Raw genomic sequence first — 20,223 nt, forward strand, 5'->3', positions numbered from 1 at the left:
CCGGCCTTCCTCAACGGATCACCAACGGCTCACCGGTTCAGTGCGTCACTTGCAGTTCCGGCCCGAGTTGACGCAGTCGGCGATCTTGTTCGCCAGGCCGCCGGTCGTGATGTTGATGAAGTCGTCGTGGTCGGTGGCCGCCTTGTGCAGCTGCTCCGGGAAGCCGTCGACCGCGTAGGCGTTCTTCACCACGCCGTTCTCGATGGCCGGCTGCGGCGCGTCGTAGACCAGGCGCATCGTCAGCTGCGGGATGGCCTTGAACCCGCCGGGGCAGTTGCCGCGCTGGTCGGCGAAGGCCACGTGCGTACGGTGGTTGGCGCTGTCGGTGTTCTGCCCGTCCCAGCAGCTCTGGAAGGCGAACGTGCGGACCATCTGGCTGCCCTGCGGGCAGATCGGGTACTGCTCCGTCAGCTGGACCTTGTTCTCGAAGCCGGTGCAGCTCCAGTGCGCGTTGGCGTTGGCCAGACCGTTGGTCGTGGTCTTGGCGTCACCGGTGATGATGCGCAGGAACTGCGGCATGGCGACGACCTTGCCGGTCGGGCTGCCGACGTACGTGATCTGCGCCTGGACCGGCTTCAGGATCCGGCCGACGTTGCCCTCCTTGCCACCGCCGTCCGCGTCCTGGTCGAAGTCCTGCGTGCCGTCCTGGACCCGGACCACCGGCCAGTAGTACGACGACAGGTCGTTCTTGTTCTGGCAGCTGGTGCCGCCCCGGAGGAACGTGTCGTTGCTCGCGAACGCGTCGATCTTCTGGTTGCCGACGTAGTCGTGCAGGTGGTGGGCGCCGTTGGCCACACCGGGCGCCACGATCACGTTGTCGGTGTTGTGGTTGCCGTTGGCGTTCACACCGCAGCGCGTGGTGAAGGAGCCGGTCGAGGCGTTGCGGTTCTTGCGGGGCTTGGCCGGGACGTTGGGCTGGACCGTGGTGATGTCCACGAAGTCCGCCGCGACCGGGCCGTTTCCGGCCTGACCGCCGACGCCCTGCTGCCCGTCGTCGCCCGGCTGGCCGCCGTCGTTCTGGCCACCGTCGTTCTGACCGCCGTTGTCGCCCGGCTGCCCGTTGTCCTGGCCGGTGTCCTGCCCGTTGTTCTGGCCGGTGTCCTGGCCGGGCTCACCGCCGCCCGCGTCCGTCTGGTTCTGCTCGACGGGGGTGCCGGTGCAGGGTGCGAGATTGTCCAGGTCGCCGGGGGTGTTGCCACCGGCCCGGTTGATCTCCAGCTTGATCCGGTCGAGGATCACCTTCCGCCGGTCCTTCAGCGGGCCCAGGATGGCATTCTGGACGAAACTCGCGTCCCTGGCCTGCGCGTCGCGCGTGGTGGCCAGCCGCTGGTAGGCCTCGGTGATCTGCTGGTCGAGCGTGGCGAGTTCGCCGTCGACCTCCCCACGGGCCCGCTCCGGCACGGCGGTGAGCTTCTGGCCGACGTCCGGGCACGAGATCGTCGCGACCTGTGCGTTGACGGCCTTCGTCCGGTTGCCTCCCCACGCGTCGTTCTTCGACTCGTGCGCGGATGCGTAGTAGTTCGCCCAGACAAGCCCGCCCCCACCGAGCGCTAGGGCCGCCGCCCCGGCTATGGCCTTGGTGGCCAGCGGCATTCGGCGTTTGCGTGTGTTGCGTCCCATGGAACTCCTCTGATCCTTGCGGGGCAGCATCGAGGCGCCCGACAGGAGTGAAGCGGCTCCCATGGATACGGACACGGTCCCGGACGTGTTCAGCCGACTCACGAATTCATTCGCGATCCGTGGGTCAATCGGGCCACAACTGCCGCTTTTTCACCGGCAGTTGTTGCAGTACCGGCTAAGATCCGGGCTCTTCCGCCTGTGGCCCGCCTACAGCCCGAGCACCTTCGCCTCCAGGGCGGGATCCACGCCCACCGGAGGCCGGTCCGGCCGCTGGGGCGCCGTACCGCCCAGGCCCTGGAGCCAGGTCCAGGTGTCCGCGACCGTCTCGTCCACGGGACGGCAGCGCAGACCGGTCGCGAGGGCCCGGCCGACATCGGCACCGTGCAGCGCGTCGTGGCCCTCGCTGCCCGGTGGCATCCACACCGGCAGCTCCGTCCAGGGTTCGATGCCCGCGGCGAGAATCGTCTCCGGATCGGTCCAGCGCAGTTCGGCGTTCGCGCCGGTGGCCCGCACACAGGCCTCCAGCAGCTCGCCCATCGTCGCGTGCCCCTGCGGGCTGATCATGTTGTACGGCCCGCTCAGCTCCCCCTCCACCGCGCCGAGGATCCACGCGGCGAGATCGCGGACGTCGATGTACTGAAGGGGCAGGTCCCGTGGACCGGGCGCCAGCACGGGCCCGCCGCGCGCGATCCGGTTCAGCCACCACGGCAGTCGCCCGATGTTCTCGTGCGGCCCGAGGATCAGCCCGGCCCGTACGAGCACCGAGCGGTCCGCCCCGAAGGCCTCCACCGCGGCCAGTTCGGCGCCCAGCTTGTCCTGCGGGTAGTCCGTCTGCTCGGCACCGGCGTCGGCGCCCTCGACCAGCGGCGCCGCCTCGGTGTAGCCGGCGGGCGGGGCCCAGGCGTACACCGAGCAGGTGGACACGTACACATACCGGCCGGCGCGGTCCCGCAGCAGCCGCGCCGCGTCCCGGACCGCGCGGGGCGCGGCCGACCAGGTGTCGACGACCGCGTCCCACGCGCCGTCCGTCAGGGCCGCGAGCCCGTCGGGCGCGGTGCGGTCGCCGTGCAGCGACCGCACCGCGGGAACGGGCGCGTGCCGCCCCCGGTTCAGGACCGTCACATCCCAGCCGCGCCCGGCCGCCGCCTCGGCGACGGCCCGCCCCGCGAACTCCGTACCACCCAGCACCAGAAGTCTCATACCGGTGACTGTGCCCGTCAGGGCGGTGGCAGGGAACCGGGTTCTGCCCTCGGCAGAGATCAACGCCCGGTCGGCGGAGCGTACTTGTAGCCTACGCGGCGTACGGTCTGGATCGTCCGGCGGTGTTCGGCGCCCAGCTTGCGGCGCAGCCGGGCGATGTGGACGTCGACGGTGCGGCCGTCGCCCACGTGGCCGTAGCCCCAGACCGTGGTGACCAGCTGGTCGCGGGTGTGCACCCGGTGCGGATGGGCCACGAGATGGGAGAGCAGCTCGAACTCCAGGTAGGTGAGGTCGAGTTCGCGCCCGTCCACCTCCGCGATCCGCCGTACGGAGTCGATGCGGACGAGCGCGTCGCCGGCACCGGGCGCGGTGTCGGCGGCCGTCCCGGCCTCCGGGTGGTCCGGCACCGCCACCGGCAGGTACGGCGGCTGCTGGTCGGCGGGCACGAGCACCAGGTAGCCGACCATCGGGGGCCGGCCCGGCAGCCTGGGCAGGGCGTGCTGCGGAGCCGGCAGCCAGGTGGCGCCGGGCGGCAGGAGATCGGCGATCTCCACGACCTCGTCCCGGTCCACGGCCCGCAGCCGGTGCCGTGCGGAAGCGGGGGAGCGGGAGGAGGCGGAGGAGGCAAGGGCGGTGTCGGTCAGAGAACGGGTGGTCGCCATGACAGGTCAGCTCTTTCGCGGGAGAGGTTCGCCGGGGGACCGACGGCCGCGAGTTCGTGGTCGGGCGCGTCGGGGACGTACGTCGTTCCGCGCTGGCCGGAGGCCGGGGTGTACGGCTTTACCGGGCCCGCGCGCTCGGCGCGCGGCAACAGAGCCGGTCGAAGTCGTGGTGCTGACGGGAGGGCCAGAACGGCTCCAGGTCGTCGCGACTCGTCGCGACGCACTCCCGGAAGCCGACCATGCCCCCATTGAAGCAGACCCCGTGTCCGGACAGGACCCTCTTCCCGCCGCTTCTCACTGCGCGGACACCTCCTCGCCGGGAAGCCGGCGCCCCGCGGTCGGGCCACCCGTTCGGATCAGACCTGCCCGGCCTTCTCCAGGGCGGTGCAGCAGGTGTCGATCAGCAGGCGCGTGACGACGTACGGGTCGACGTTGGCGTTCGGCCGGCGGTCCTCGATGTAGCCCTTGCCGTCCCGCTCGACCTGCCACGGGATGCGGACCGAGGCGCCGCGGTCGCCGACGCCGTAGGAGTACGCGTCCCACGGGGCGGTCTCGTGCAGGCCGGTGAGGCGGTCGTCGATCCCGGCCCCGTAGCTCTTGACGTGGTCCATCGGCCTGGAGCCCTCGCCGAGCGCCTCGCACGCGGTGATGATCGCGGCGTAGCCCTCGGGGCCCTCGCGCATCGCCCTGGTGGAGAAGTTGGTGTGGGCGCCGGCGCCGTTCCAGTCGCCCTTGACCGGCTTGGGGTCGAGGGTGGCGGAGATGCCGTGGCCCTCGGCGGTGCGGTAGAGCAGCCAGCGGGCCACCCACAACTGGTCGGCGACCTGGAGCGGGGACAGCGGGCCGACCTGGAACTCCCACTGGCCCGGCATGACCTCGGCGTTGATGCCGGAGATGCCGAGCCCCGCCGTCAGGCAGTTGTCCAGGTGCTCCTCGACGATCTCCCGGCCGAAGATCTCGTCGGCGCCGACACCGCAGTAGTAGCCGCCCTGCGGGGCCGGGAAGCCGCCCTCGGGGAAGCCGAGCGGGCGGGAGCCGTCGAAGAAGGTGTACTCCTGCTCGATGCCGAAGACCGGCTCCTGCGCGGCGAACCGCTCCGCGGCCTCGGCCAGCGCGGTCCGTGTGTTGGACGGGTGCGGGGCGAGCGTGATGTCGAGGACCTCGCACAGCACGAGGATGTCGTCGCCGCCGCGGATCGGGTCCGGGCAGGAGAAGACCGGCCGCAGGACGCAGTCGGAGGTGCGTCCCTCGGCCTGGTTGGTGGAGGACCCGTCGAAGCCCCAGAGCGGCAGTTCGGCGCCCTTGGCGTCGTCGCCGAGGATCTTCGTCTTGGAACGCAGCTTGGCCGTCGGCTCGGTGCCGTCGATCCAGATGTACTCAGCCTTGAAGGTCACGGGCCACATCCTCCGGGGTCTCACTCGCGCACGCTCACGGGCGGCGCGGCGCCGCGGCACGGTGCGCCGCGGCGGCTGTTCAGCAGCCTGTCAACGGGCGGTTTCCCGGCGGTTGCCCGAATGTGAACCCCATGTTTCCCGGCGCCGTTGTGGCGCGGTTCACGCGGTACGGGTGAGGGCCTGCCTGCTCCCGGCCGGGAGCAAGCAGGCCCTCACCCATGGGGGTCGGCGTCAGCCCACCTTCTCGATCACCGCGCGCCGGATCAGGAACTTGCCCGGCTCCCGGACCTCCTCGAAGGCCGCGTCGTTGAGCAGGACGCAACTGCCGGAGACGGACGTGACCTTCACCGTGGTGGACTTGTTGTTGTCCAGGTTGGTGACCTTCAGCGTGGTGCCCGCCGGGAACTGGTTGCTGGACGCGGCCGGTGCGCCGCCCTCGCCGGAGAGCGTCACGGTGGAGCCCTGGCACACCTGCTGGCCGGACGCCGCGACGCCGCCGCCGGCGTTCCCGGCCGCACCGTCCTGCTGACCGGCCTGCTGCCCGTTCTGCCGGCCGGCCTGCTGGCCCGCCTCCTGCCCGTTCTGCCGGCCCGCCTGCTGGCCGTTCTGCGCCTGCTGCCCGGCCTGGGAGTCCTGAGCCGACTCCCCCACCGTGCACCCGGACGCGGCCTGCTTGCGCTTGATCTCCTCGATGACCGCCTCCCGGTTGGCGATCCGCGCCTCGGACAGCGCGTCCGGGGCGGCCCGCTGGCCGTCGATGAACTTCTGGTTGTTGCCGAGGGCGGTGGCGAGCCCCTGACAGACCGTCGAGTCCGCGGCGGACAGGGTGCGCGGGGCCTCCGGCTGCGCGGCGTTGGACGTGGCGGCCAGGGCGAAGGCCCCGCCGCCCGCCACCGCCGCGGCCGTGACCAGCAGCGCGACCTTCTTCTTCGTGCTGACAGTGCGCCTACGCGACATGCGCGCCTCCTGAAGGGGTGGGGGAGCGTACGCCGCTAGGTACGAGATGCCGAACGAGGTTACTCAGCGGTTGCGGAACCAGTTGAAGTGATCTGTGTCACTTGGGAGTTGGCCAAGTAGCGCGCCGGGGCACGCGGCGCTCACCCGCGTCCGAGCGCGTCCCGTACCGCTTCCTCGCTCCGGGCCACGACCGCCGTGCCGTCGTCGGCCGTGATGATCGGACGCTGGATCAGCTTCGGGTGCTCCGTCAGCGCCGCGATCCAGCGCTCGCGCGCCCCCGCGTCCCGCGGCCAGTCCTTCAGCCCGAGTTCCTTGGCGGCGGCCTCCTGCGTCCGCGTGATGTCCCACGGCTCGAGCCCCAGCCGCCCGAGCACGTCCCGGATCTCCTGCGCGGTCGGTACGTCCTCCAGATAGCGGCGCACGGTGTACTCGGCACCCTCGGCATCGAGCAGCCCGACGGCACTGCGGCACTTCGAGCAGGCCGGATTGATCCAGATCTCCATGCGGCCACGGTACGCGAAGGACCCAAGGACCCAAGGGCCTCAGGACTCCGCGACCCGAGGACCCGCGGGAAACGGATGCGGGAAACCACCGTGGGGAACCGCCGCGGAAAACCCGTGGAAACCCGTCTCCCGCCTGCGTCACTCCAGCCCCGAAAGCCCTTGTGGCCAGGGGGTTTTGTCAGTGCCGCGCAGTAGAATTGAAGCAGTGTTCGAGAGCGTCGCCGGGGTCCCTTCGCGGCGCTCCCACCGCGACAGGAGGATGCCTGTGGCCGCTGCCGCACTGAAGCCGAAGCCGTTGCCGACCCAGTCCACCGCGAAGCGTCCCGTCCTGCTCGACCTCCCCTACGAACCCGTGGCGAAGCGGCCGTTGCCGCCGGGGCGTCCGCGTGAGTGGTACGTCATCCACAACCGCCGTCTGAAGGCGATGCGGCTCGCCATCGCCCTGCTCGACTCGGGCGTCTACATGCCGCACCAGGCCCGCGACGAGACGATCCGCTCCATCGCCGAAGTCATCGGCGTGCACCCACCGTCGAACACGACGTGCCACATGGTGCGGGCGCTGATGCGGTACTCGCGCTGACCCCGTGATGCCGGGCACCCCGCGCCCGCTGGGTGCCCGGCCCCACCCACGCCACCGCCTACGCCGCCAGCTCCTTCTCCAGCGGTGTGCGGAAGCGCGGTGTGACCCGCGTCGGGCCGAGCCGGTCTCCCAGCTCCCGCGCCTGCCGGGCGATCTCCGCCTCCGCGTCCGCGCCCACCCCTTCCCGGTCCAGGATCCGCCAGACGATCTCGCCGTCGGGGCGCTGGGCCCAGGCTCCGACGACCCGGCCGTTCCACCACACCGTCGGGCCGACGTTGCCGCTGCCGTCGAACAGGGCCGGCCGCAGCCCGGGCGCGAGGTACCAGTCCCGCTGCTGCCAGCCCATCGCCGTGGGGTCGAGACCGGGCAGCAGGGCCGCCCACGGTTCGGCCGGACCGGCCACCGGGGCGGCGTCGTCCTCGGTGACGTACGCCGTGCCCTCGTCCACCCTCACCTCGCGCGCCCCCGCCGCGGCCAGCGCCCGCCGCACGTCCGTCACCCGCCATCCCGTCCACCACTTCAGGTCGGCCTCGGTCGCCGGGCCGCAGGCCGCGAGCCAGCGGCGCAGCAGGTCGCGCTGGGCGCCGGCGACGTCCAGCTCGGGATGCTCGGGCGCGAGCGCCCAGCGGAACTGCGTGGACGTCCAGGAGCCGAGAGGCCGGCCCCGGACCACCTTGCCCTCCGCGCCCAGGACGCGCAGCAGCCGCGAGGAGACCGTGTGCACGCCCTCGTAGCTCTTCCCGGCCGCGTACGCGAACTGCTCCCGCAGCCGCGGCTCGTCCTGGGCGAGTTCGGTGGCCGTGGCCTGCCCGCGGCGGGCCAGCGCGGCCAGGGTCGACTCCTCGACCTCCTTCAGCCAGGCCGCGTCCGGGGCGCCCGCCTTCGCCATGTCCTTGATCAGGGCGGCGCGGGCGCGGGCGGCGACGGCGATGCCGGTCGAGGCGTGGACGACGGCGGTCAGCTCCGCCGGGAAGACGAAGACCGTGTGCCGCATGCCGTGCATCCGCACCAGTGTGCGGTCCTCGTACAGCGCGCGTTCGGTCTGCGGCACCGTTCCGGCGGGCTCCGCCAGGCGGGCGCCGACACCCAGGTACACCGTCGCCGGGTCCGTTCCGTGCAGTGCCACCAGCGCCCGGGCGACCTCCTCCGGCGTCCCCGCCCGCGTCCCGGGGGCCAGCCGGTGCCGCAGGGCCAGCCTGGCCCGCCGCTCCGCCACGTCGATGTACCGGGGCTCACCGCCCATGAGACCTCCGCCCGTAGTAGTGCCTGACGGCATCCTGCCCGACACCACTGACACCGGGCCCTCGTGCTGAGGAGTTCCGCAGGGCCCGAGGGGTCCCGCGGGATCGTTCACGGACGTCGTTCACAGGCCGGGGGCGCCCCACACCGGGAACCAGCGGCTCAGGTCCGGCTCGATGCGCAGGTCGTCGGCCAGGGTCGCCTTCACCCGGAGTTCCAGCGGGTTGTCGCGCCGCTGCGCCTGGCCGGCCAGCGGCGCGAACGGGTAGAAGGTGCCCCGCTTGTACAGGTACACCAGCGCCAGCCGCCGGTCGGCGTCGTCCTGGAAACCGGCCAGGGAGCACAGGAGCTGGGGGCCGAAGCCGTTGACCTCCATCGCGCTGTTCACCGCGTGCAGGTCGTTGACCAGCTCGGGCAACTGGTCGGGGGTGCGGCGGGAGACCAGCCAGGAGTAGCCGTAGGAGTCCTGGGACAGCTCCACGGGCGGCCCTCCGCGCTCGGCGTCGGCGTCCAGCAGGGCCTGGACCTCGCGGTGCGTCTGCTCGAAAGCGGCACCCTCGACGGTGGCGAAGCACACCGCGCCCTGCCCGGTCGGGGTGAAGCCGGCCGCCGCCTGAAGGGTGATGGCCGCCGACGGCAGCGCGAACAGCTGGTCCAGGTCGGGCAGGGCGGGTTTGGTACGGCCGAGCAGAATGTCCAGGAGCCCCATCCTCAGCCCGCCTTCCCCGGCGTCGCGGCCTCGCCCAGCTCGCTGGAGATCTGCGCCAGCTGCTCCAGCCGCCGCTCCAGGCTCGGGTGGGTGGAGAACAGCCGGGAGATGCCGGGCTCGGAGCCCAGCGCCGGCGTGAAGTAGAAGGCGTTGAAGGCCTGTGCGGTGCGCAGGTCCTCGGACGGGATCCGCCCGATGTCACCGGTCACCTTGGTGAGCGCGGCGGCCAGCGCCGAGGGCCGACCGGTCAGCAGCGCCGCCGCGCGGTCCGCGGCCAGCTCCCGGTACCGCGACAGCGCCCGGATCAGCAGGAAGCTGATCGCGTACACGGCCGCCGAGACGCCCATCACCATGGCGAACAGGGCGAGCGTGTTCTGGTCCTTGCGCCCGCGCCCGCCGAAGAGTTCCGAGTAGAAGGCGAACCGTACGACCAGGCCCGCGACCACCCCGAGGAACGAGGCCACCGTGATCACGGCGACGTCCTTGTGCGCCACGTGCGACAGCTCGTGCGCGAGCACGCCCTCCAGCTCGGCCGGTTCCAGTCGCCGAAGCAGCCCCGTGGTCACGCACACCACGGCGTTGTCCGGGTTCCGCCCGGTCGCGAACGCGTTCGGCATGTCCATGCTGGACACGGCGACGGTCGGCTTCGGCATGTCCGCCATGGCGCACAGCCGGTCGACCACCGCGTGCAGCTCGGGATACTCCTCCCGCTCCACCACCCGGCCGTGCATCGCGAACAGGGCGATCCGGTCGGAGAACCAGTACTGGGCGGCGAGCACGCCGGCCGCGATCACCACGACCAGCACCCAGGACTTCAGCAACACGATCAGCACGGCCACGAACGCCACGTACAGCAGCCCGAGCAGGAACAGCGTGACCCCCATGCGCACGGTCAGCCGTCGGTCGCTCCGGAAGCGGCTCTGCATCTTGCATCACCCCGCAGTCAAGGCACTCGTCCCGCCATCCAGTGTGCACCTGCGGATGCCCATGAAGCGGTCCTGATCGGCTCCAGGAGGGGCAAAAGCCGCCTGTGAGTCCGCGTGCGCGCGGGGTGAGCGCGAGCGGCCTCCCCGGCCCCGGAAGATTCGGAGGCCCCTCAGAAGACTTGGAGGACTCAGAGGCGGCCGTGCGTCTGCGCGTACCCGAGCAGCACGATCACCGCGGCGACGCAGCCGAGGACCACGACCGTGGATATCCACGAGGAGCGGCGCGGTGCGACCGGGTCCGGGTCGGCGCGGAACGGGACCGGCCCCGGCGGATTGTGCTTCCACCGCGCGGCGAGCATACGGGCACGGGCGGACGGCTCCTTGTGCTCGGCGGCGCGCGCCCACCGATGATCGAACTCCCGCTCAAGGTCGTCGTTCTCGGTCATCCCCGTTACCTCTCCGGTCCTTATCCGTCCTTGATACCGACGAGGAATCATCCCCTGACCACGGGAGTGCTGTGAAGCGATCGTCACTGTGAAGCGATCGCTCGAGATGCTGTGTGGTCGCCGGGAGGCTAGCCTCTATGGGTGAGGGCGGCGGTCCGGGAACAGGCCCGGCGTCGACCGAAGACCCTGCTCACGGGGCTGACAGCGCGACCGCGCGAGCCCCCTGCCTGTACTCGCGCCAACTCCTACGACCGCGCCGCCGAACCCTTTCCGGCTGCGGCCGCGGCCCTTCTTCTCGTGCCCGAAAACGCACGAGGGGGTGGAAAGGAAGGTATTTCCATGAAAGCACAGCGTGCAAGGCGTCTCCTCACAATGTCCGCAGTCGGTGTTCTGATGGCGGCCGGCACCGCCCTCGGCGCGGCGGGCACGGCCTCGGCAGCGACCCCGGCTACGACTCCGGCCCATCTCTCCACTGTCTCCACCAGCGTCAACCACGGTGGCGGTTGGGGTTGCGGTTGGTCCCGCTGGTGCGGCGGTGGCGGGTTCGGCCGCGGCGGCTTCTTCGGCCCCGGCTACGGCGGCTTCGGGGGCTACGGCGGCTACGGCTTCGGCGGGTACGGCTTCGGCGGCGGCACGGTGGTGGTCGTGGTCCGCTGACGGGCAACACGGCCAAGGGCCGCCTCCCGGTTCCCGGGGGGCGGCCCTCACCATGACGCCTGCCGATCGCCCCGGCCACTTCCGGTGGAGGAGTCCCTGAGTCCCGTTTCCGCGTGGAACCAACCGCGGCTGACGGCGCTCAGGGCGAGCAGGCGACCCGTGCCGCCCATCGCGAGTACCAGGTCACGTCGCATGCAGAGCGTGGCCGGGTGGACCTGCGCGAGCGGGTCCTGGGTGGTACCCGTGGTGACACGGAGCAGCTCTCGCCGCGGTCGCCTCGGGGGCGATCGTGCCTGACGCGAGAGAGGCCGGGACTGGTGTGAAACTGGGCGCGGAAGGTGGTGATCCCCGTGTCGTACCCACCGCATGCGTCCGCCGGTCCCGACGCCGCCGTCGACGAGAGTCGGCTGGAAGAGCTGATCATCGAGGCGCAGACGGCCCTGCCGTTCGAGTTGTCCGCTCTGGCGAACCGGTGCGCCTCGGCCCTCGGCCTGGACACCGCGCTGATCTACCTCGTCGACCTGCAGCAACGGCTGCTCATCCCACTCGACGAGGCCTTGGAGCCGCTACCGGTGGCCGACTCGCCGGCCGGCTGGGCGTACCGCACCATCTCCCCGCAGGTGGCCGACGCCGACCACGGCGTGATCGTATGGATGCCTCTGGTGGACGGCGCGGAGCGGCTGGGCGCGCTGGCGGTGCGGACCGCCGCGCTCGACGGGGTGCGTATCCGCCGCAGCCGGATGCTGGCCCATCTGTTCGCCATGCTGATCACCTCCAAGCGCGCCTACAGCGACTGGCTCGCCGCCCGCACCCGCACCGCGACCATGAGGTTGCCCACCGAGATGCTGCGGGCCTTCCTGCCACCCCACACCGTCGGCAGCCGCACATGCGTCTCGACCGCGGTCCTGGAACCGGCGTACGACATCGCCGGCGACGCCTTCGACCACTCGGTGGTCAAGAACGTGCTGCACACCATGATCCTCGACTCCATGGGCCACGATCTGGCCTCCGGCCTGACCACGTCGGTCGCCATGGCAGCGTCGCGGAACACCTGCCGCGGCGGTGGGGAACTGGCCGACGTCGTCGGCTCCGTCGACCAGGCGCTCGCCCGGTGGCTGCCCGACCATTTCTGCACCGGCGTGCTGTGCCGCCTCGACGCGGAAACCGGGGTGCTGCACTGGGTCAACTGCGGTCACCCGCCGCCGCTGCTGATCCGTGCCGAGCGGGTGTTCGACGGGGCGCTGGGCAGCCCCCCGCAGCCCCTGCTCGGCCTGGCCGGCGAACTCGCCCCGACAGCCCGGCAGGTACACCGGACGACACTGGAACCCGGCGACCACGTCCTGCTCTACACCGACGGCGTTGTGGAGGCACGCGGCACGGATGGACTGGAATCCGGCCTCGACCGGTTCACTGACTTCATCATCCGCTCCTCCGCCGCCGGTCAGCGCCCGGCCGAGGTACTACGGCTGCTCATCCACGACATCCTCGATCACCAGCCCAGCCGACTGAGGGACGACGCGACCATCCTGCTCTTCGAATGGCACCCGTAGCACCGGTAACGGATATTGCTCCGGTGTTCGGCGCCGCCGGCGCACCCGACACCCCGTCGGGTGGCGCAAGCGCGCTCCGAAACAAGGCCGTCGGCCGTGCCTCTCCGAACGGGGAAGAGCACGGCCGACGGCCCAAAGGCGGCCCAGGGGAGCAGAAACCCGCTCTGACCTGGGGCGATATCACACGTCGAAGTACAGCTCGAACTCGTGCGGGTGCGGGCGCAGCTGGAGCGGGGCGATCTCGTTCGTGCGCTTGAAGTCGACCCACGTCTCGATCAGGTCGGACGTGAAGACGTCGCCCTGGAGCAGGAACTCGTGGTCGTCCTCCAGGGCGTGGAGTACGGCCTCCAGCGAGGTCGGGACCTGGGCGACGTTGGCGTGCTCCTCGGGGGCCAGCTCGTACAGGTCCTTGTCGATCGGCTCGGCCGGCTCGATCTTGTTCTTGATGCCGTCCAGACCCGCGAGCAGCAGCGCCGAGAAGGCCAGGTACGGGTTGCCCGAGGAGTCCGGCGCGCGGAACTCCACGCGCTTGGCCTTCGGGTTGGAGCCGGTGATCGGGATGCGCATCGCGGCGGAGCGGTTGCGCTGCGAGTACACCAGGTTCACCGGGGCCTCGAAGCCCGGCACCAGGCGGTGGTACGAGTTCACCGTCGGGTTGGTGAAGGCGAGCAGCGCCGGGGCGTGCTTGAGGATGCCGCCGATGTAGTAGCGGGCGGTGTCCGACAGGCCCGCGTAGCCGGCCTCGTCGTAGAAGAGCGGCTCGCCGTTGCTCCACAGCGACTGGTGCACGTGCATGCCCGAGCCGTTGTCGCCGAAGATCGGCTTCGGCATGAAGGTCGCCGTCTTGCCGTTGCGCCAGGCGACGTTCTTCACGATGTACTTGAAGAGCTGGAGGTCGTCGGCGGCGGCGAGCAGCGTGTTGAACTTGTAGTTGATCTCGGCCTGGCCGGCGGTGCCCACCTCGTGGTGCTGGCGCTCCACCTTCAGACCGTTCTTCGCCAGCTCCAGGGAGATCTCCGCGCGCAGGTCGGCGAAGTGGTCGACCGGCGGGACCGGGAAGTAGCCGCCCTTGTAGCGGACCTTGTAGCCGCGGTTGTCCTCCACCGCACCGGTGTTCCAGGCGCCCGCCTCGGAGTCGATGTGGTAGAAGGACTCGTTCTCGGCGGTCCGGAAGCGGACGTTGTCGAAGACGTAGAACTCCGCCTCGGGACCGAAGAACGCGGTGTCGGCGATCCCGGTGGACGCCAGGTACGCCTCGGCCTTCCTCGCCACGTTGCGCGGGTCACGGGAGTACTGCTCGCCCGTGATCGGGTCGTGGATGAAGAAGTTGATGTTGAGCGTCTTGTCCCGGCGGAACGGGTCCACACGCGCGGTGGACAGGTCGGCCCGCAGGGACATGTCGGACTCGTGGATGGCCTGGAAGCCACGGATCGAGGACCCGTCGAAAGCCTGCTCCTCGTCGGGGTCGAACGCCTCCGCGGGCAACGTGAAGTGCTGCATGACGCCCGGCAGGTCGCAGAAGCGGACGTCGATGAACTTGACGTCCTCGTCCGCGATGTACTGCTTGGCCTCGTCGGCGTTCTGGAACATCCAGCTCCTCCTACTCCCGACCGTCCCGCCGGGGTGGTAGATCGTTGTGCGGCCGGTGCGGTGGCACACGCTGGGCTCGACCCTAGGGACGGGTGATTTCCCGGGCGTGACCCGTTTGTTTCGCTGAAGTTAACCGGCTCGGGTGGCGGTCGCGGTCGCGGACACCCCGCCGACCCCCCTGATTCCAGCGTCGCAGTACGGTGGTCGGGTGGACAACAGGCAAGCAATGGGATCATGGCTGTCCGGGCCGCGCGCGGCCATGGAGGACGCCGGCGCGGACTTCGGCTACCGGGGCCGGCAGCTGGGGCTGCCGGAGCAGGGGCCCGGCTCGATCGCCGGTCCGGGACGGCGGCTCGGCGCCCTGGCCTTCGACTGGGCGCTGTGCCTGTGGATCGCCTACGGCCTGATCACGCACGGCTACCACCAGGCCACGAGCAACTGGGCGCTGCTCCTCTTCCTGGCCCTCGGCATCCTCACCGTCGGCACCATCGGCTTCACGCCCGGCAAGCGCCTGTTCGGCCTGCGCGTCGTCGCCCTCGGCACCGGCCGTGTGCAGCCGCTGCGCGCCCTGCTGCGCACGGTCCTGCTGTGCCTGGCCGTTCCCGCCCTGATCTGGGACCGCGACGGCCGCGGTCTGCACGACCGGCTGGCGGGCACGGTGGAGGTGCGGATCTGACCGCGCGCTCGTACGGCGCTTGAGACGTCCCCACGACGACGGGGCGCCCGGAGTGGTCTCCGGGCGCCCCGTCGTCGTAGAAGGTGTCTGCGCGGGATCAGCGGGCCTTCGGGCCGCCCTTCGGCATCCGCATGCCCTTCGGCATCGGGCCCTTCGGCAGCGGCATGTTGCTCATCAGGTCGCCGAGGGCGCGCAGCCGGTCGTTGGTGGTGGTGACCTGCGGGCCGGTCAGCACGCGCGGAAACTTCAGCATGGTCGTGCGCAGCTTCTTCAGCGGGACCTGGCCGTCGCCGTTGCCGACGATCACGTCGTGCACCGGGACGTCCGCGACGATCCGGTTCATCTTCTTCTTCTCGGCGGCGAGCAGGGACTTCACCCGGTTCGGGTTGCCTTCGGCGACCAGCACGATGCCGGCCTTGCCGACCGCGCGGTGCACCACGTCCTGGCTGCGGTTCATGGCCACCGCCGGGGTGGTGGTCCAGCCGCGGCCCACGTTGTCCAGGACCGCCGCGGCGGCGCCCGGCTGGCCCTCCATCTGCCCGAAGGCGGCGCGCTCGGCCCGGCGTCCGAAGATGATCGCCGTCGCGAGGAAGGCGAGCAGCAGGCCCAGGATGCCGGCGTAGTACGGGTGGCCGATCGCGAAGCCGATCCCGAGAAGGACACCGAAGGTGATGATGAAGACACCCGCGAGTACCAGACCGATCTTGCTGTCGGCCTTGCGGGTCATCTTGTAGGTCAGGGCGATCTGCTTCAGTCGCCCGGGGTTGGCAGCCTCGGCTGCGTTGTCCTTCCTCGCCATGCCACGAAGTCTACGTGGCTCCAGGAGCGGCCCACGACGGCAGTGCCCGTACGGGCCCGGGGCGGCGGGCGGAAAGGGGTGGGTGAGCAGCGGTCAGGGGCCGACGGCGGGGAACTGGTCGAGGACGCGCTGTGCCTCGACGCGGTCCTTGGCCCGGCGCCGGTCCTCGAGGACGGAGTTCCAGGCGTTGCGGCGGGCGGTGCGCTGGCCGCTGCTCATGAGCAGGGACTCGACCGCACGCAGTGCGTCGGTGACGGACGGAATCGCGGTGGCGCGAACGTGCGCGGCCTGCATGGGAGGTCCCCCTCATGACGGCTCTTGGTGTACGGGCTGTGAGTCCAGGGTCACTGCTTGGTGTTACCAGGACGTGACCGGCCGGTCAAACACCGATGAAGCCTCGCGGCCGCGGGCCGAAAGGCTGACGCGGCCCTGACCGGGCCGCTCATCTGCGGCGACGGTCGGACCGCGTCGTATCGGCCACTACCGGGCAGTAGGCTCTTGTGCCCGATTTCACACACTCCTTCGCCCGCTTGTGGGACAGGGGTGGTGACGGAGGGTCAGCCGTTGTCAGACCGCCTGGGCGGCGACGTAGGCGCCCCGCTTCTCGACGGCCATCTGGTACAGCCGCCCGGCGCGGTAGGAGGACCGTACCAGCGGACCGGACATCACGCCCGAGAAACCGATCTGCTCGGCTTCCTCCTTCAGCTCGACGAACTCCTGCGGCTTGACCCACCGCTCCACCGGGTGATGGCGCACCGAGGGGCGCAGGTACTGGGTGATGGTGACCAGCTCGCAGCCCGCGTCGTGCAGCTGCTTGAGCGCCTCGACGACCTCCTCGCGGGTCTCGCCCATGCCGAGGATGAGGTTGGACTTGGTCACCAGGCCGAAGTCGCGGGCCTGGGTGATGACCTTCAGGGAGCGCTCGTAGCGGAAGCCGGGGCGGATCCGCTTGAAGATCCGCGGCACCGTCTCGACGTTGTGCGCGAAGACCTCGGGGCGCGAGTCGAAGACCTCGGCCAGTTGCTCGGGGACCGCGTTGAAGTCGGGGGCCAGCAGCTCGACCTTCGTACGGCCGCTCTCGCGGTCCGCCGTCTGCTGGTGGATCTGGCGCACGGTCTCGGCGTACAGCCAGGCGCCGCCGTCCTCCAGGTCGTCGCGGGCGACGCCGGTGATCGTGGCGTAGTTCAGGTCCATGGTGACCACGGACTCGCCCACGCGGCGCGGCTCGTCGCGGTCCAGGGCCTCGGGCTTGCCGGTGTCGATCTGGCAGAAGTCGCAGCGCCGGGTGCACTGGTCGCCGCCGATGAGGAAGGTCGCCTCGCGGTCCTCCCAGCACTCGTAGATGTTCGGGCAGCCGGCTTCCTGGCAGACCGTGTGCAGGCCCTCGCTCTTCACGAGGTTCTGCATCTTCGTGTACTCGGGACCCATTTTCGCCCGGGTCTTGATCCACTCGGGCTTGCGCTCGATGGGGGTCTGGCTGTTGCGGACCTCCAGGCGCAGCATCTTGCGTCCGTCGGGTGCGACTGCGGACACGACCGGCTCCCTGTAGCTTCGATTCTTCGGCGTACACCAGGGTACGCCCGTGCTTGTTGCGCCCCGTCGGTGAGGCCAACCTGCGGGCCTGGGGGATCATTCCCCCGGGCGGGCCCCGGTCAGGCGGTGGCCCTCTCGATCTCCCGCGGCTTCGGGTCCGCGTTCTCCAGGACGTCCCGCAGGTGCCGTTCGACGACCGGCAGCACCTCTTCGATCGTGACGTCGCGGCCGAGCTCGGCCGCCAGCGAGGCGACGCCTGCGTCCCGGATCCCGCACGGGATGATCTTGTCGAACCACTTGTTGTCCGGGTTCACGTTCAGCGCGAAGCCGTGCATCGTGACGCCCTTGGCGACCCGGATGCCGATCGCCGCGATCTTGCGGTCCTCGCGGCGCTGGCCGGCGTTGGAGGGCGCGTACTCCGGGCCGTTCAGGCGGGGGTCGAACTCGTCGTCGGCCAGGCGCGGGTCGAAGTCCAGGGACAGCCCGCCCAGGGCGGGCCGCTGCCCGACCGGGTCGCCGAGCACCCACACGCCGCTGCGGCCCTCGACGCGGGTGGTCTCCAGGCCGAAGTCCGCGCAGGCGCGGATCAGCGCCTCCTCGAGGCGGCGTACGTGGGCCACCACGTCCACCGGGCGGGGCAGCTTCTGGATCGGGTAGCCGACCAGCTGGCCGGGACCGTGCCAGGTGATCTTGCCGCCGCGGTCCACGTCGATGACGGGCGTGCCGTCGAGCGGGCGCTCGCTGTCCTCGGTCCGCCGGCCGGCCGTGTAGACCGGGGGGTGCTCCAGGAGCAGCACGGTGTCGGGGACCTCGTCCGCGAACCGGGCGGCGTGCACCCGGCGCTGCTCGTCCCAGGCCTCGACGTAGTCAACGGCCTCGACACCGAATCCCATGCGGACGAACCGCAGCTCACTCACGGCAAACGCCTCCCCGGAAAGTGGTAAGGCACGAAACGTGCCCACGTCACTGTACGTCCGGTCGGCACGCGTCAGCCCCGCAGGCAATCCTCACACGATCGGATGAATGGTGGTCGAACTCTGCGGTCAGTTGCTCACTCTCCGCTACATTCGCGCCGTTCATGAGGCCGTAAGGGCTGCTCACAGGCAATCCGGGCACCACGCGGCCGCGTGGCTGCCCGAGAGGCAGGAGACCGCACCGCAGATGACGGAACGACCCGCGCAGCGCACTCCCAACCGCCGGCTCGCCGCGCTCATCGCAGAGGCGGGGTTCTCCAACGCGGGTCTGGCCCGTCGCGTCGACCAGCTCGGCCTCGAACACGGGCTGGACCTGAGGTACGACAAGACGTCGGTCACCCGCTGGCTGCGCGGCCAGCAGCCGCGGGGCACCACACCCGCCCTCATCGCAGAGGTCTTCACCCGGCGCCTGGGCCGTCGCCTGACCGCGCAGGACCTCGGCCTGGACGCCTGCGCCCCGGTGTACGCGGGGCTGGAGTTCGCCGCCACCCCGGAGGAGGCCGTCGACATCGTCGGCGGGCTGTGGCGCAAGGACTGCGGCAGCCACGCCGAACTGCGCAGGATCGCCTTCACCCCGGCGGGTCTCGTCGTGCCCAGCCGGGACTGGCTGATCGGCCGGGCCGACGACCGGGTCGCCCGGGCGGAGGCACCGGCCACCCGGGTCCCCGCCCAGGGGCACCCGGACCGGTCCGCCCTCGTCGTGCCCGACCTCTCGGCGCCCGGCGTGCCACGGCAGCGCGGCCGGGCCGAACGGGGTCCGGCCGGGCGGGAGGCGGGCCTGAGGGTCACCGCCGGCGACATCGCCGCCCTGCGCTCGGTCGGCGAGCTGTTCCGCACCCTCGACGACCTGTACGGCGGCGGCCACGCCCGCCAGGCCCTGGTGCGCTACCTGGAGCACGAGTGCGAGCCGATGCTGCGCGGCACCTACGGCGAGCAGACCGGCCGTCGGCTCTTCGGGGCCGCCGCCGACCTGACCCGGCTGGCCGGCTGGACGTCGTACGACATCGCCGCGCACGGGCTCGCCCAGCGCTACTTCGTGCAGGCGCTGCGGCTCGCCCAGGCCGCCGGGGACCGGCCCTACGGCGCCTATGTGCTGGTCACCATGAGCCGGCAGGCCGTCTACCTCGGACACGGGCGGGAGGCCGTGCAGCTCGCACGGGTGGCCCAGCAGGGGCTCGGCGGCTCCGCCCCGCCCGCTGTGCAGGCGCTGCTGCACGCCGCCGAGGCGCGCGGGTACGGCGTGCTGGGCGAGGTGCGCGCCTGCACCGCGTCCCTGCTGCGCGCCGAGCGCTCCCTGGAGGCGGCCCGGCCCGGGGACGAGGTGCCCTCCTGGGCGCGCTTCGACGAGGCCCAGCTGGCCGACGAGTCCGGGCACTGCCACCGGGACCTCCAGCAGTACCGCGCCGCCGCGCAGCACGCCGAACGCGCCCTGCGGCTGCGCGCCCCGGCGCACGCCCGCAGCCGGCTGTTCTGCCGGGTGGTCCTGGCCACCGCGCGCCTCGGCCTCGGCGACCTGGATCAGGCCTGCCGCCTGGCCGCCGAGGCGGCGACCCAGGCCGCGGACATGCGCTCGGTCCGGGCGGTGGAGTACGTCAAGGACTTCGAACGCCGCCTGGAACCGTACAAGGACGCGACACCCGTACGCGGCTACCGGGACAGGGTGGCGGCGCTGGGTTGAGTTCTGGGGCGTGGCAGTGACGTTGGGCCGAGTCCCGGGATGCGGTGGCGGCGTCGGGTTCAGGTCCCAAGACAAGGGCAGGGGTGCCGGGCCGAGTCTCCAGGGCAGGGGGCGGTGTTGGGTTGAGCCCCTGGGACAAGGGCGCGGTGTTGGGTCGAGTCCCCGGAACAAGGTGTCGGCGCCGGGTTGAGTCCCCGGGGCGACGGCGGGGGCGTAGGGCCGAGTTCCGGGACAAGGGCGCGGTGTTGGGTCGAGTGCCCGGGACCAGGCGGCGGGGCTGGGTTGAGCCCCCCGGGGCGTGGCGGCGGTGTTGGGGCGAGTACCCGGGACCAGGCGGCGGCGTTGGGCCGAGTCCCCGGAACAAGGTGTCTGCGCCGGGTTGAGTCCCCGGGGCGACGGCGGGGGCGTAGGGCCGAGTTCCGGGACAAGGGCGCGGTGTTGGGTCGAGTGCCCGGGACCAGTTGGCAGAGCTGGGTTGAGCATCCGGGGCGTGGCGGCGGTGTTGGGGCGAGTCCCGGGACAACGGCAGT

The 20,223-nt window shown here is 71.3% G+C and carries 20 protein-coding genes and 1 pseudogene; 5 read left to right on the forward strand and 16 right to left on the reverse strand.

The window, feature by feature from the left end:
* Positions 1-45: 45 nt before the first annotated feature.
* The 6 genes from ABZ818_RS02010 to ABZ818_RS02035 all read right to left on the reverse strand — a co-directional run bounded on the left by ABZ818_RS02010 (position 46) and on the right by ABZ818_RS02035 (position 6,336).
* Positions 46-1,620: a DUF1996 domain-containing protein gene (locus ABZ818_RS02010; RefSeq protein ID WP_361409284.1), complete on the reverse strand. Its 1,575-nt coding sequence runs from the start codon at positions 1,618-1,620 to the stop codon at positions 46-48.
* Positions 1,621-1,827: 207 nt separating this feature from the next.
* Complete coding sequence (locus tag ABZ818_RS02015) at positions 1,828-2,820, reverse strand: NAD-dependent epimerase/dehydratase family protein (RefSeq protein WP_361409287.1); 993 nt, start codon at positions 2,818-2,820, stop codon at positions 1,828-1,830.
* Between the two features lie 59 nt (positions 2,821-2,879).
* On the reverse strand, positions 2,880-3,482 hold the full coding sequence (locus tag ABZ818_RS02020; RefSeq protein WP_361409289.1) for a winged helix-turn-helix domain-containing protein: 603 nt from the start codon (positions 3,480-3,482) through the stop codon (positions 2,880-2,882).
* A 356-nt stretch (positions 3,483-3,838) separates the two neighbouring features.
* Positions 3,839-4,876, reverse strand: a complete 1,038-nt coding sequence (gene glnII, locus ABZ818_RS02025) for a glutamine synthetase (RefSeq protein WP_361409292.1) — start codon at positions 4,874-4,876, stop codon at positions 3,839-3,841.
* 231 nt (positions 4,877-5,107) lie between these two features.
* Positions 5,108-5,833, reverse strand: a complete 726-nt coding sequence (locus ABZ818_RS02030; RefSeq protein ID WP_361409295.1) for a hypothetical protein — start codon at positions 5,831-5,833, stop codon at positions 5,108-5,110.
* Between the two features lie 140 nt (positions 5,834-5,973).
* Positions 5,974-6,336 (reverse strand): arsenate reductase family protein, encoded by a 363-nt coding sequence (locus ABZ818_RS02035; protein WP_361409298.1) that lies wholly within the window; start codon positions 6,334-6,336, stop codon positions 5,974-5,976.
* A 265-nt stretch (positions 6,337-6,601) separates the two neighbouring features.
* Between ABZ818_RS02035 and ABZ818_RS02040 the strand changes: the two genes are divergently transcribed.
* The gene (locus tag ABZ818_RS02040) at positions 6,602-6,916 is read left to right on the forward strand and encodes a hypothetical protein (protein ID WP_361409301.1); all 315 of its coding nucleotides are present in this window, start codon (positions 6,602-6,604) and stop codon (positions 6,914-6,916) included.
* Between the two features lie 58 nt (positions 6,917-6,974).
* Here the strand turns inward: ABZ818_RS02040 and ABZ818_RS02045 are convergent, their stop codons facing one another.
* The 4 genes from ABZ818_RS02045 to ABZ818_RS02060 all read right to left on the reverse strand — a co-directional run bounded on the left by ABZ818_RS02045 (position 6,975) and on the right by ABZ818_RS02060 (position 10,236).
* Positions 6,975-8,159, reverse strand: coding sequence for a winged helix DNA-binding domain-containing protein (locus ABZ818_RS02045; protein ID WP_361409304.1), 1,185 nt, complete (start codon positions 8,157-8,159; stop codon positions 6,975-6,977).
* A gap of 120 nt (positions 8,160-8,279) precedes the next feature.
* Positions 8,280-8,864, reverse strand: a complete 585-nt coding sequence (locus ABZ818_RS02050; protein WP_361409307.1) for a hypothetical protein — start codon at positions 8,862-8,864, stop codon at positions 8,280-8,282.
* Positions 8,865-8,866: 2 nt separating this feature from the next.
* Positions 8,867-9,790 (reverse strand): zinc metalloprotease HtpX, encoded by a 924-nt coding sequence (gene htpX / locus ABZ818_RS02055; RefSeq protein WP_361409310.1) that lies wholly within the window; start codon positions 9,788-9,790, stop codon positions 8,867-8,869.
* 188 nt (positions 9,791-9,978) lie between these two features.
* Positions 9,979-10,236 carry a hypothetical protein gene (locus ABZ818_RS02060; protein ID WP_361409313.1) on the reverse strand — a complete coding sequence of 86 codons (258 nt, stop codon included), beginning with the start codon at positions 10,234-10,236 and terminating at the stop codon, positions 9,979-9,981.
* Positions 10,237-10,608: 372 nt separating this feature from the next.
* Between ABZ818_RS02060 and ABZ818_RS02065 the strand changes: the two genes are divergently transcribed.
* The gene (locus ABZ818_RS02065) at positions 10,609-10,893 is read left to right on the forward strand and encodes a hypothetical protein (protein ID WP_361409315.1); all 285 of its coding nucleotides are present in this window, start codon (positions 10,609-10,611) and stop codon (positions 10,891-10,893) included.
* Positions 10,894-10,959: 66 nt separating this feature from the next.
* On the opposite strand, the pseudogene ABZ818_RS02070 reads toward ABZ818_RS02065, so the two are convergent.
* Positions 10,960-11,114 (reverse strand): annotated as a pseudogene (locus ABZ818_RS02070) (glycosyltransferase family 2 protein); the annotation flags it as partial.
* Positions 11,115-11,243: 129 nt separating this feature from the next.
* Here ABZ818_RS02070 and ABZ818_RS02075 point away from each other — a divergent pair.
* Entirely contained in the window at positions 11,244-12,443 is a 1,200-nt protein-coding gene (locus tag ABZ818_RS02075) for a PP2C family protein-serine/threonine phosphatase (RefSeq protein WP_361409318.1), read from the forward strand.
* Positions 12,444-12,623: 180 nt separating this feature from the next.
* Here ABZ818_RS02075 and glnA read toward each other — a convergent pair whose 3' ends face one another.
* A complete protein-coding gene (gene glnA / locus ABZ818_RS02080; RefSeq protein ID WP_361409321.1) occupies positions 12,624-14,033 on the reverse strand; it encodes a type I glutamate--ammonia ligase in 1,410 nt (469 codons plus the stop codon).
* A 208-nt stretch (positions 14,034-14,241) separates the two neighbouring features.
* On the opposite strand from glnA, the gene ABZ818_RS02085 reads away from it, so the two are divergent.
* The gene (locus tag ABZ818_RS02085) at positions 14,242-14,709 is read left to right on the forward strand and encodes an RDD family protein (protein ID WP_361409324.1); all 468 of its coding nucleotides are present in this window, start codon (positions 14,242-14,244) and stop codon (positions 14,707-14,709) included.
* Positions 14,710-14,806: 97 nt separating this feature from the next.
* Here ABZ818_RS02085 and ABZ818_RS02090 read toward each other — a convergent pair whose 3' ends face one another.
* The 4 genes from ABZ818_RS02090 to lipB all read right to left on the reverse strand — a co-directional run bounded on the left by ABZ818_RS02090 (position 14,807) and on the right by lipB (position 17,958).
* On the reverse strand, positions 14,807-15,508 hold the full coding sequence (locus ABZ818_RS02090; protein WP_361409327.1) for a DUF4191 domain-containing protein: 702 nt from the start codon (positions 15,506-15,508) through the stop codon (positions 14,807-14,809).
* A gap of 93 nt (positions 15,509-15,601) precedes the next feature.
* Positions 15,602-15,802, reverse strand: a complete 201-nt coding sequence (locus ABZ818_RS02095; protein ID WP_141361545.1) for a hypothetical protein — start codon at positions 15,800-15,802, stop codon at positions 15,602-15,604.
* 273 nt (positions 15,803-16,075) lie between these two features.
* Positions 16,076-17,041 carry a lipoyl synthase gene (lipA, locus tag ABZ818_RS02100; RefSeq protein ID WP_361409330.1) on the reverse strand — a complete coding sequence of 322 codons (966 nt, stop codon included), beginning with the start codon at positions 17,039-17,041 and terminating at the stop codon, positions 16,076-16,078.
* A gap of 119 nt (positions 17,042-17,160) precedes the next feature.
* A complete protein-coding gene (lipB, locus tag ABZ818_RS02105) occupies positions 17,161-17,958 on the reverse strand; it encodes a lipoyl(octanoyl) transferase LipB (protein ID WP_361409333.1) in 798 nt (265 codons plus the stop codon).
* A 244-nt stretch (positions 17,959-18,202) separates the two neighbouring features.
* Here lipB and ABZ818_RS02110 point away from each other — a divergent pair, with 244 nt between their 5' ends.
* Entirely contained in the window at positions 18,203-19,693 is a 1,491-nt protein-coding gene (locus ABZ818_RS02110; RefSeq protein ID WP_361409336.1) for a regulator, read from the forward strand.
* The last annotated feature ends 530 nt before the right edge of the window (positions 19,694-20,223 follow it).

The organism is Streptomyces sp. NPDC047453, assembly GCF_040643155.1.
Taxonomy (GTDB): Bacteria; Actinomycetota; Actinomycetes; order Streptomycetales; family Streptomycetaceae; genus Streptomyces.

Coding starts and splice junctions, on each gene's coding strand:
- ABZ818_RS02010 (WP_361409284.1), bottom strand. CDS start 1,620: ATGGGACGCAACACACGCAAACGCCGAATGCCGCTGGCCACCAAGGCC.
- ABZ818_RS02015 (WP_361409287.1), bottom strand. CDS start 2,820: ATGAGACTTCTGGTGCTGGGTGGTACGGAGTTCGCGGGGCGGGCCGTC.
- ABZ818_RS02020 (WP_361409289.1), bottom strand. CDS start 3,482: ATGGCGACCACCCGTTCTCTGACCGACACCGCCCTTGCCTCCTCCGCC.
- ABZ818_RS02030 (WP_361409295.1), bottom strand. CDS start 5,833: ATGTCGCGTAGGCGCACTGTCAGCACGAAGAAGAAGGTCGCGCTGCTG.
- ABZ818_RS02035 (WP_361409298.1), bottom strand. CDS start 6,336: ATGGAGATCTGGATCAATCCGGCCTGCTCGAAGTGCCGCAGTGCCGTC.
- ABZ818_RS02045 (WP_361409304.1), bottom strand. CDS start 8,159: ATGGGCGGTGAGCCCCGGTACATCGACGTGGCGGAGCGGCGGGCCAGG.
- ABZ818_RS02050 (WP_361409307.1), bottom strand. CDS start 8,864: ATGGGGCTCCTGGACATTCTGCTCGGCCGTACCAAACCCGCCCTGCCC.
- htpX (WP_361409310.1), bottom strand. CDS start 9,790: ATGCAGAGCCGCTTCCGGAGCGACCGACGGCTGACCGTGCGCATGGGG.
- ABZ818_RS02060 (WP_361409313.1), bottom strand. CDS start 10,236: ATGACCGAGAACGACGACCTTGAGCGGGAGTTCGATCATCGGTGGGCG.
- ABZ818_RS02065 (WP_361409315.1), top strand. CDS start 10,609: ATGTCCGCAGTCGGTGTTCTGATGGCGGCCGGCACCGCCCTCGGCGCG.
- glnA (WP_361409321.1), bottom strand. CDS start 14,033: ATGTTCCAGAACGCCGACGAGGCCAAGCAGTACATCGCGGACGAGGAC.
- ABZ818_RS02090 (WP_361409327.1), bottom strand. CDS start 15,508: ATGGCGAGGAAGGACAACGCAGCCGAGGCTGCCAACCCCGGGCGACTG.
- ABZ818_RS02095 (WP_141361545.1), bottom strand. CDS start 15,802: ATGCAGGCCGCGCACGTTCGCGCCACCGCGATTCCGTCCGTCACCGAC.
- ABZ818_RS02110 (WP_361409336.1), top strand. CDS start 18,203: ATGACGGAACGACCCGCGCAGCGCACTCCCAACCGCCGGCTCGCCGCG.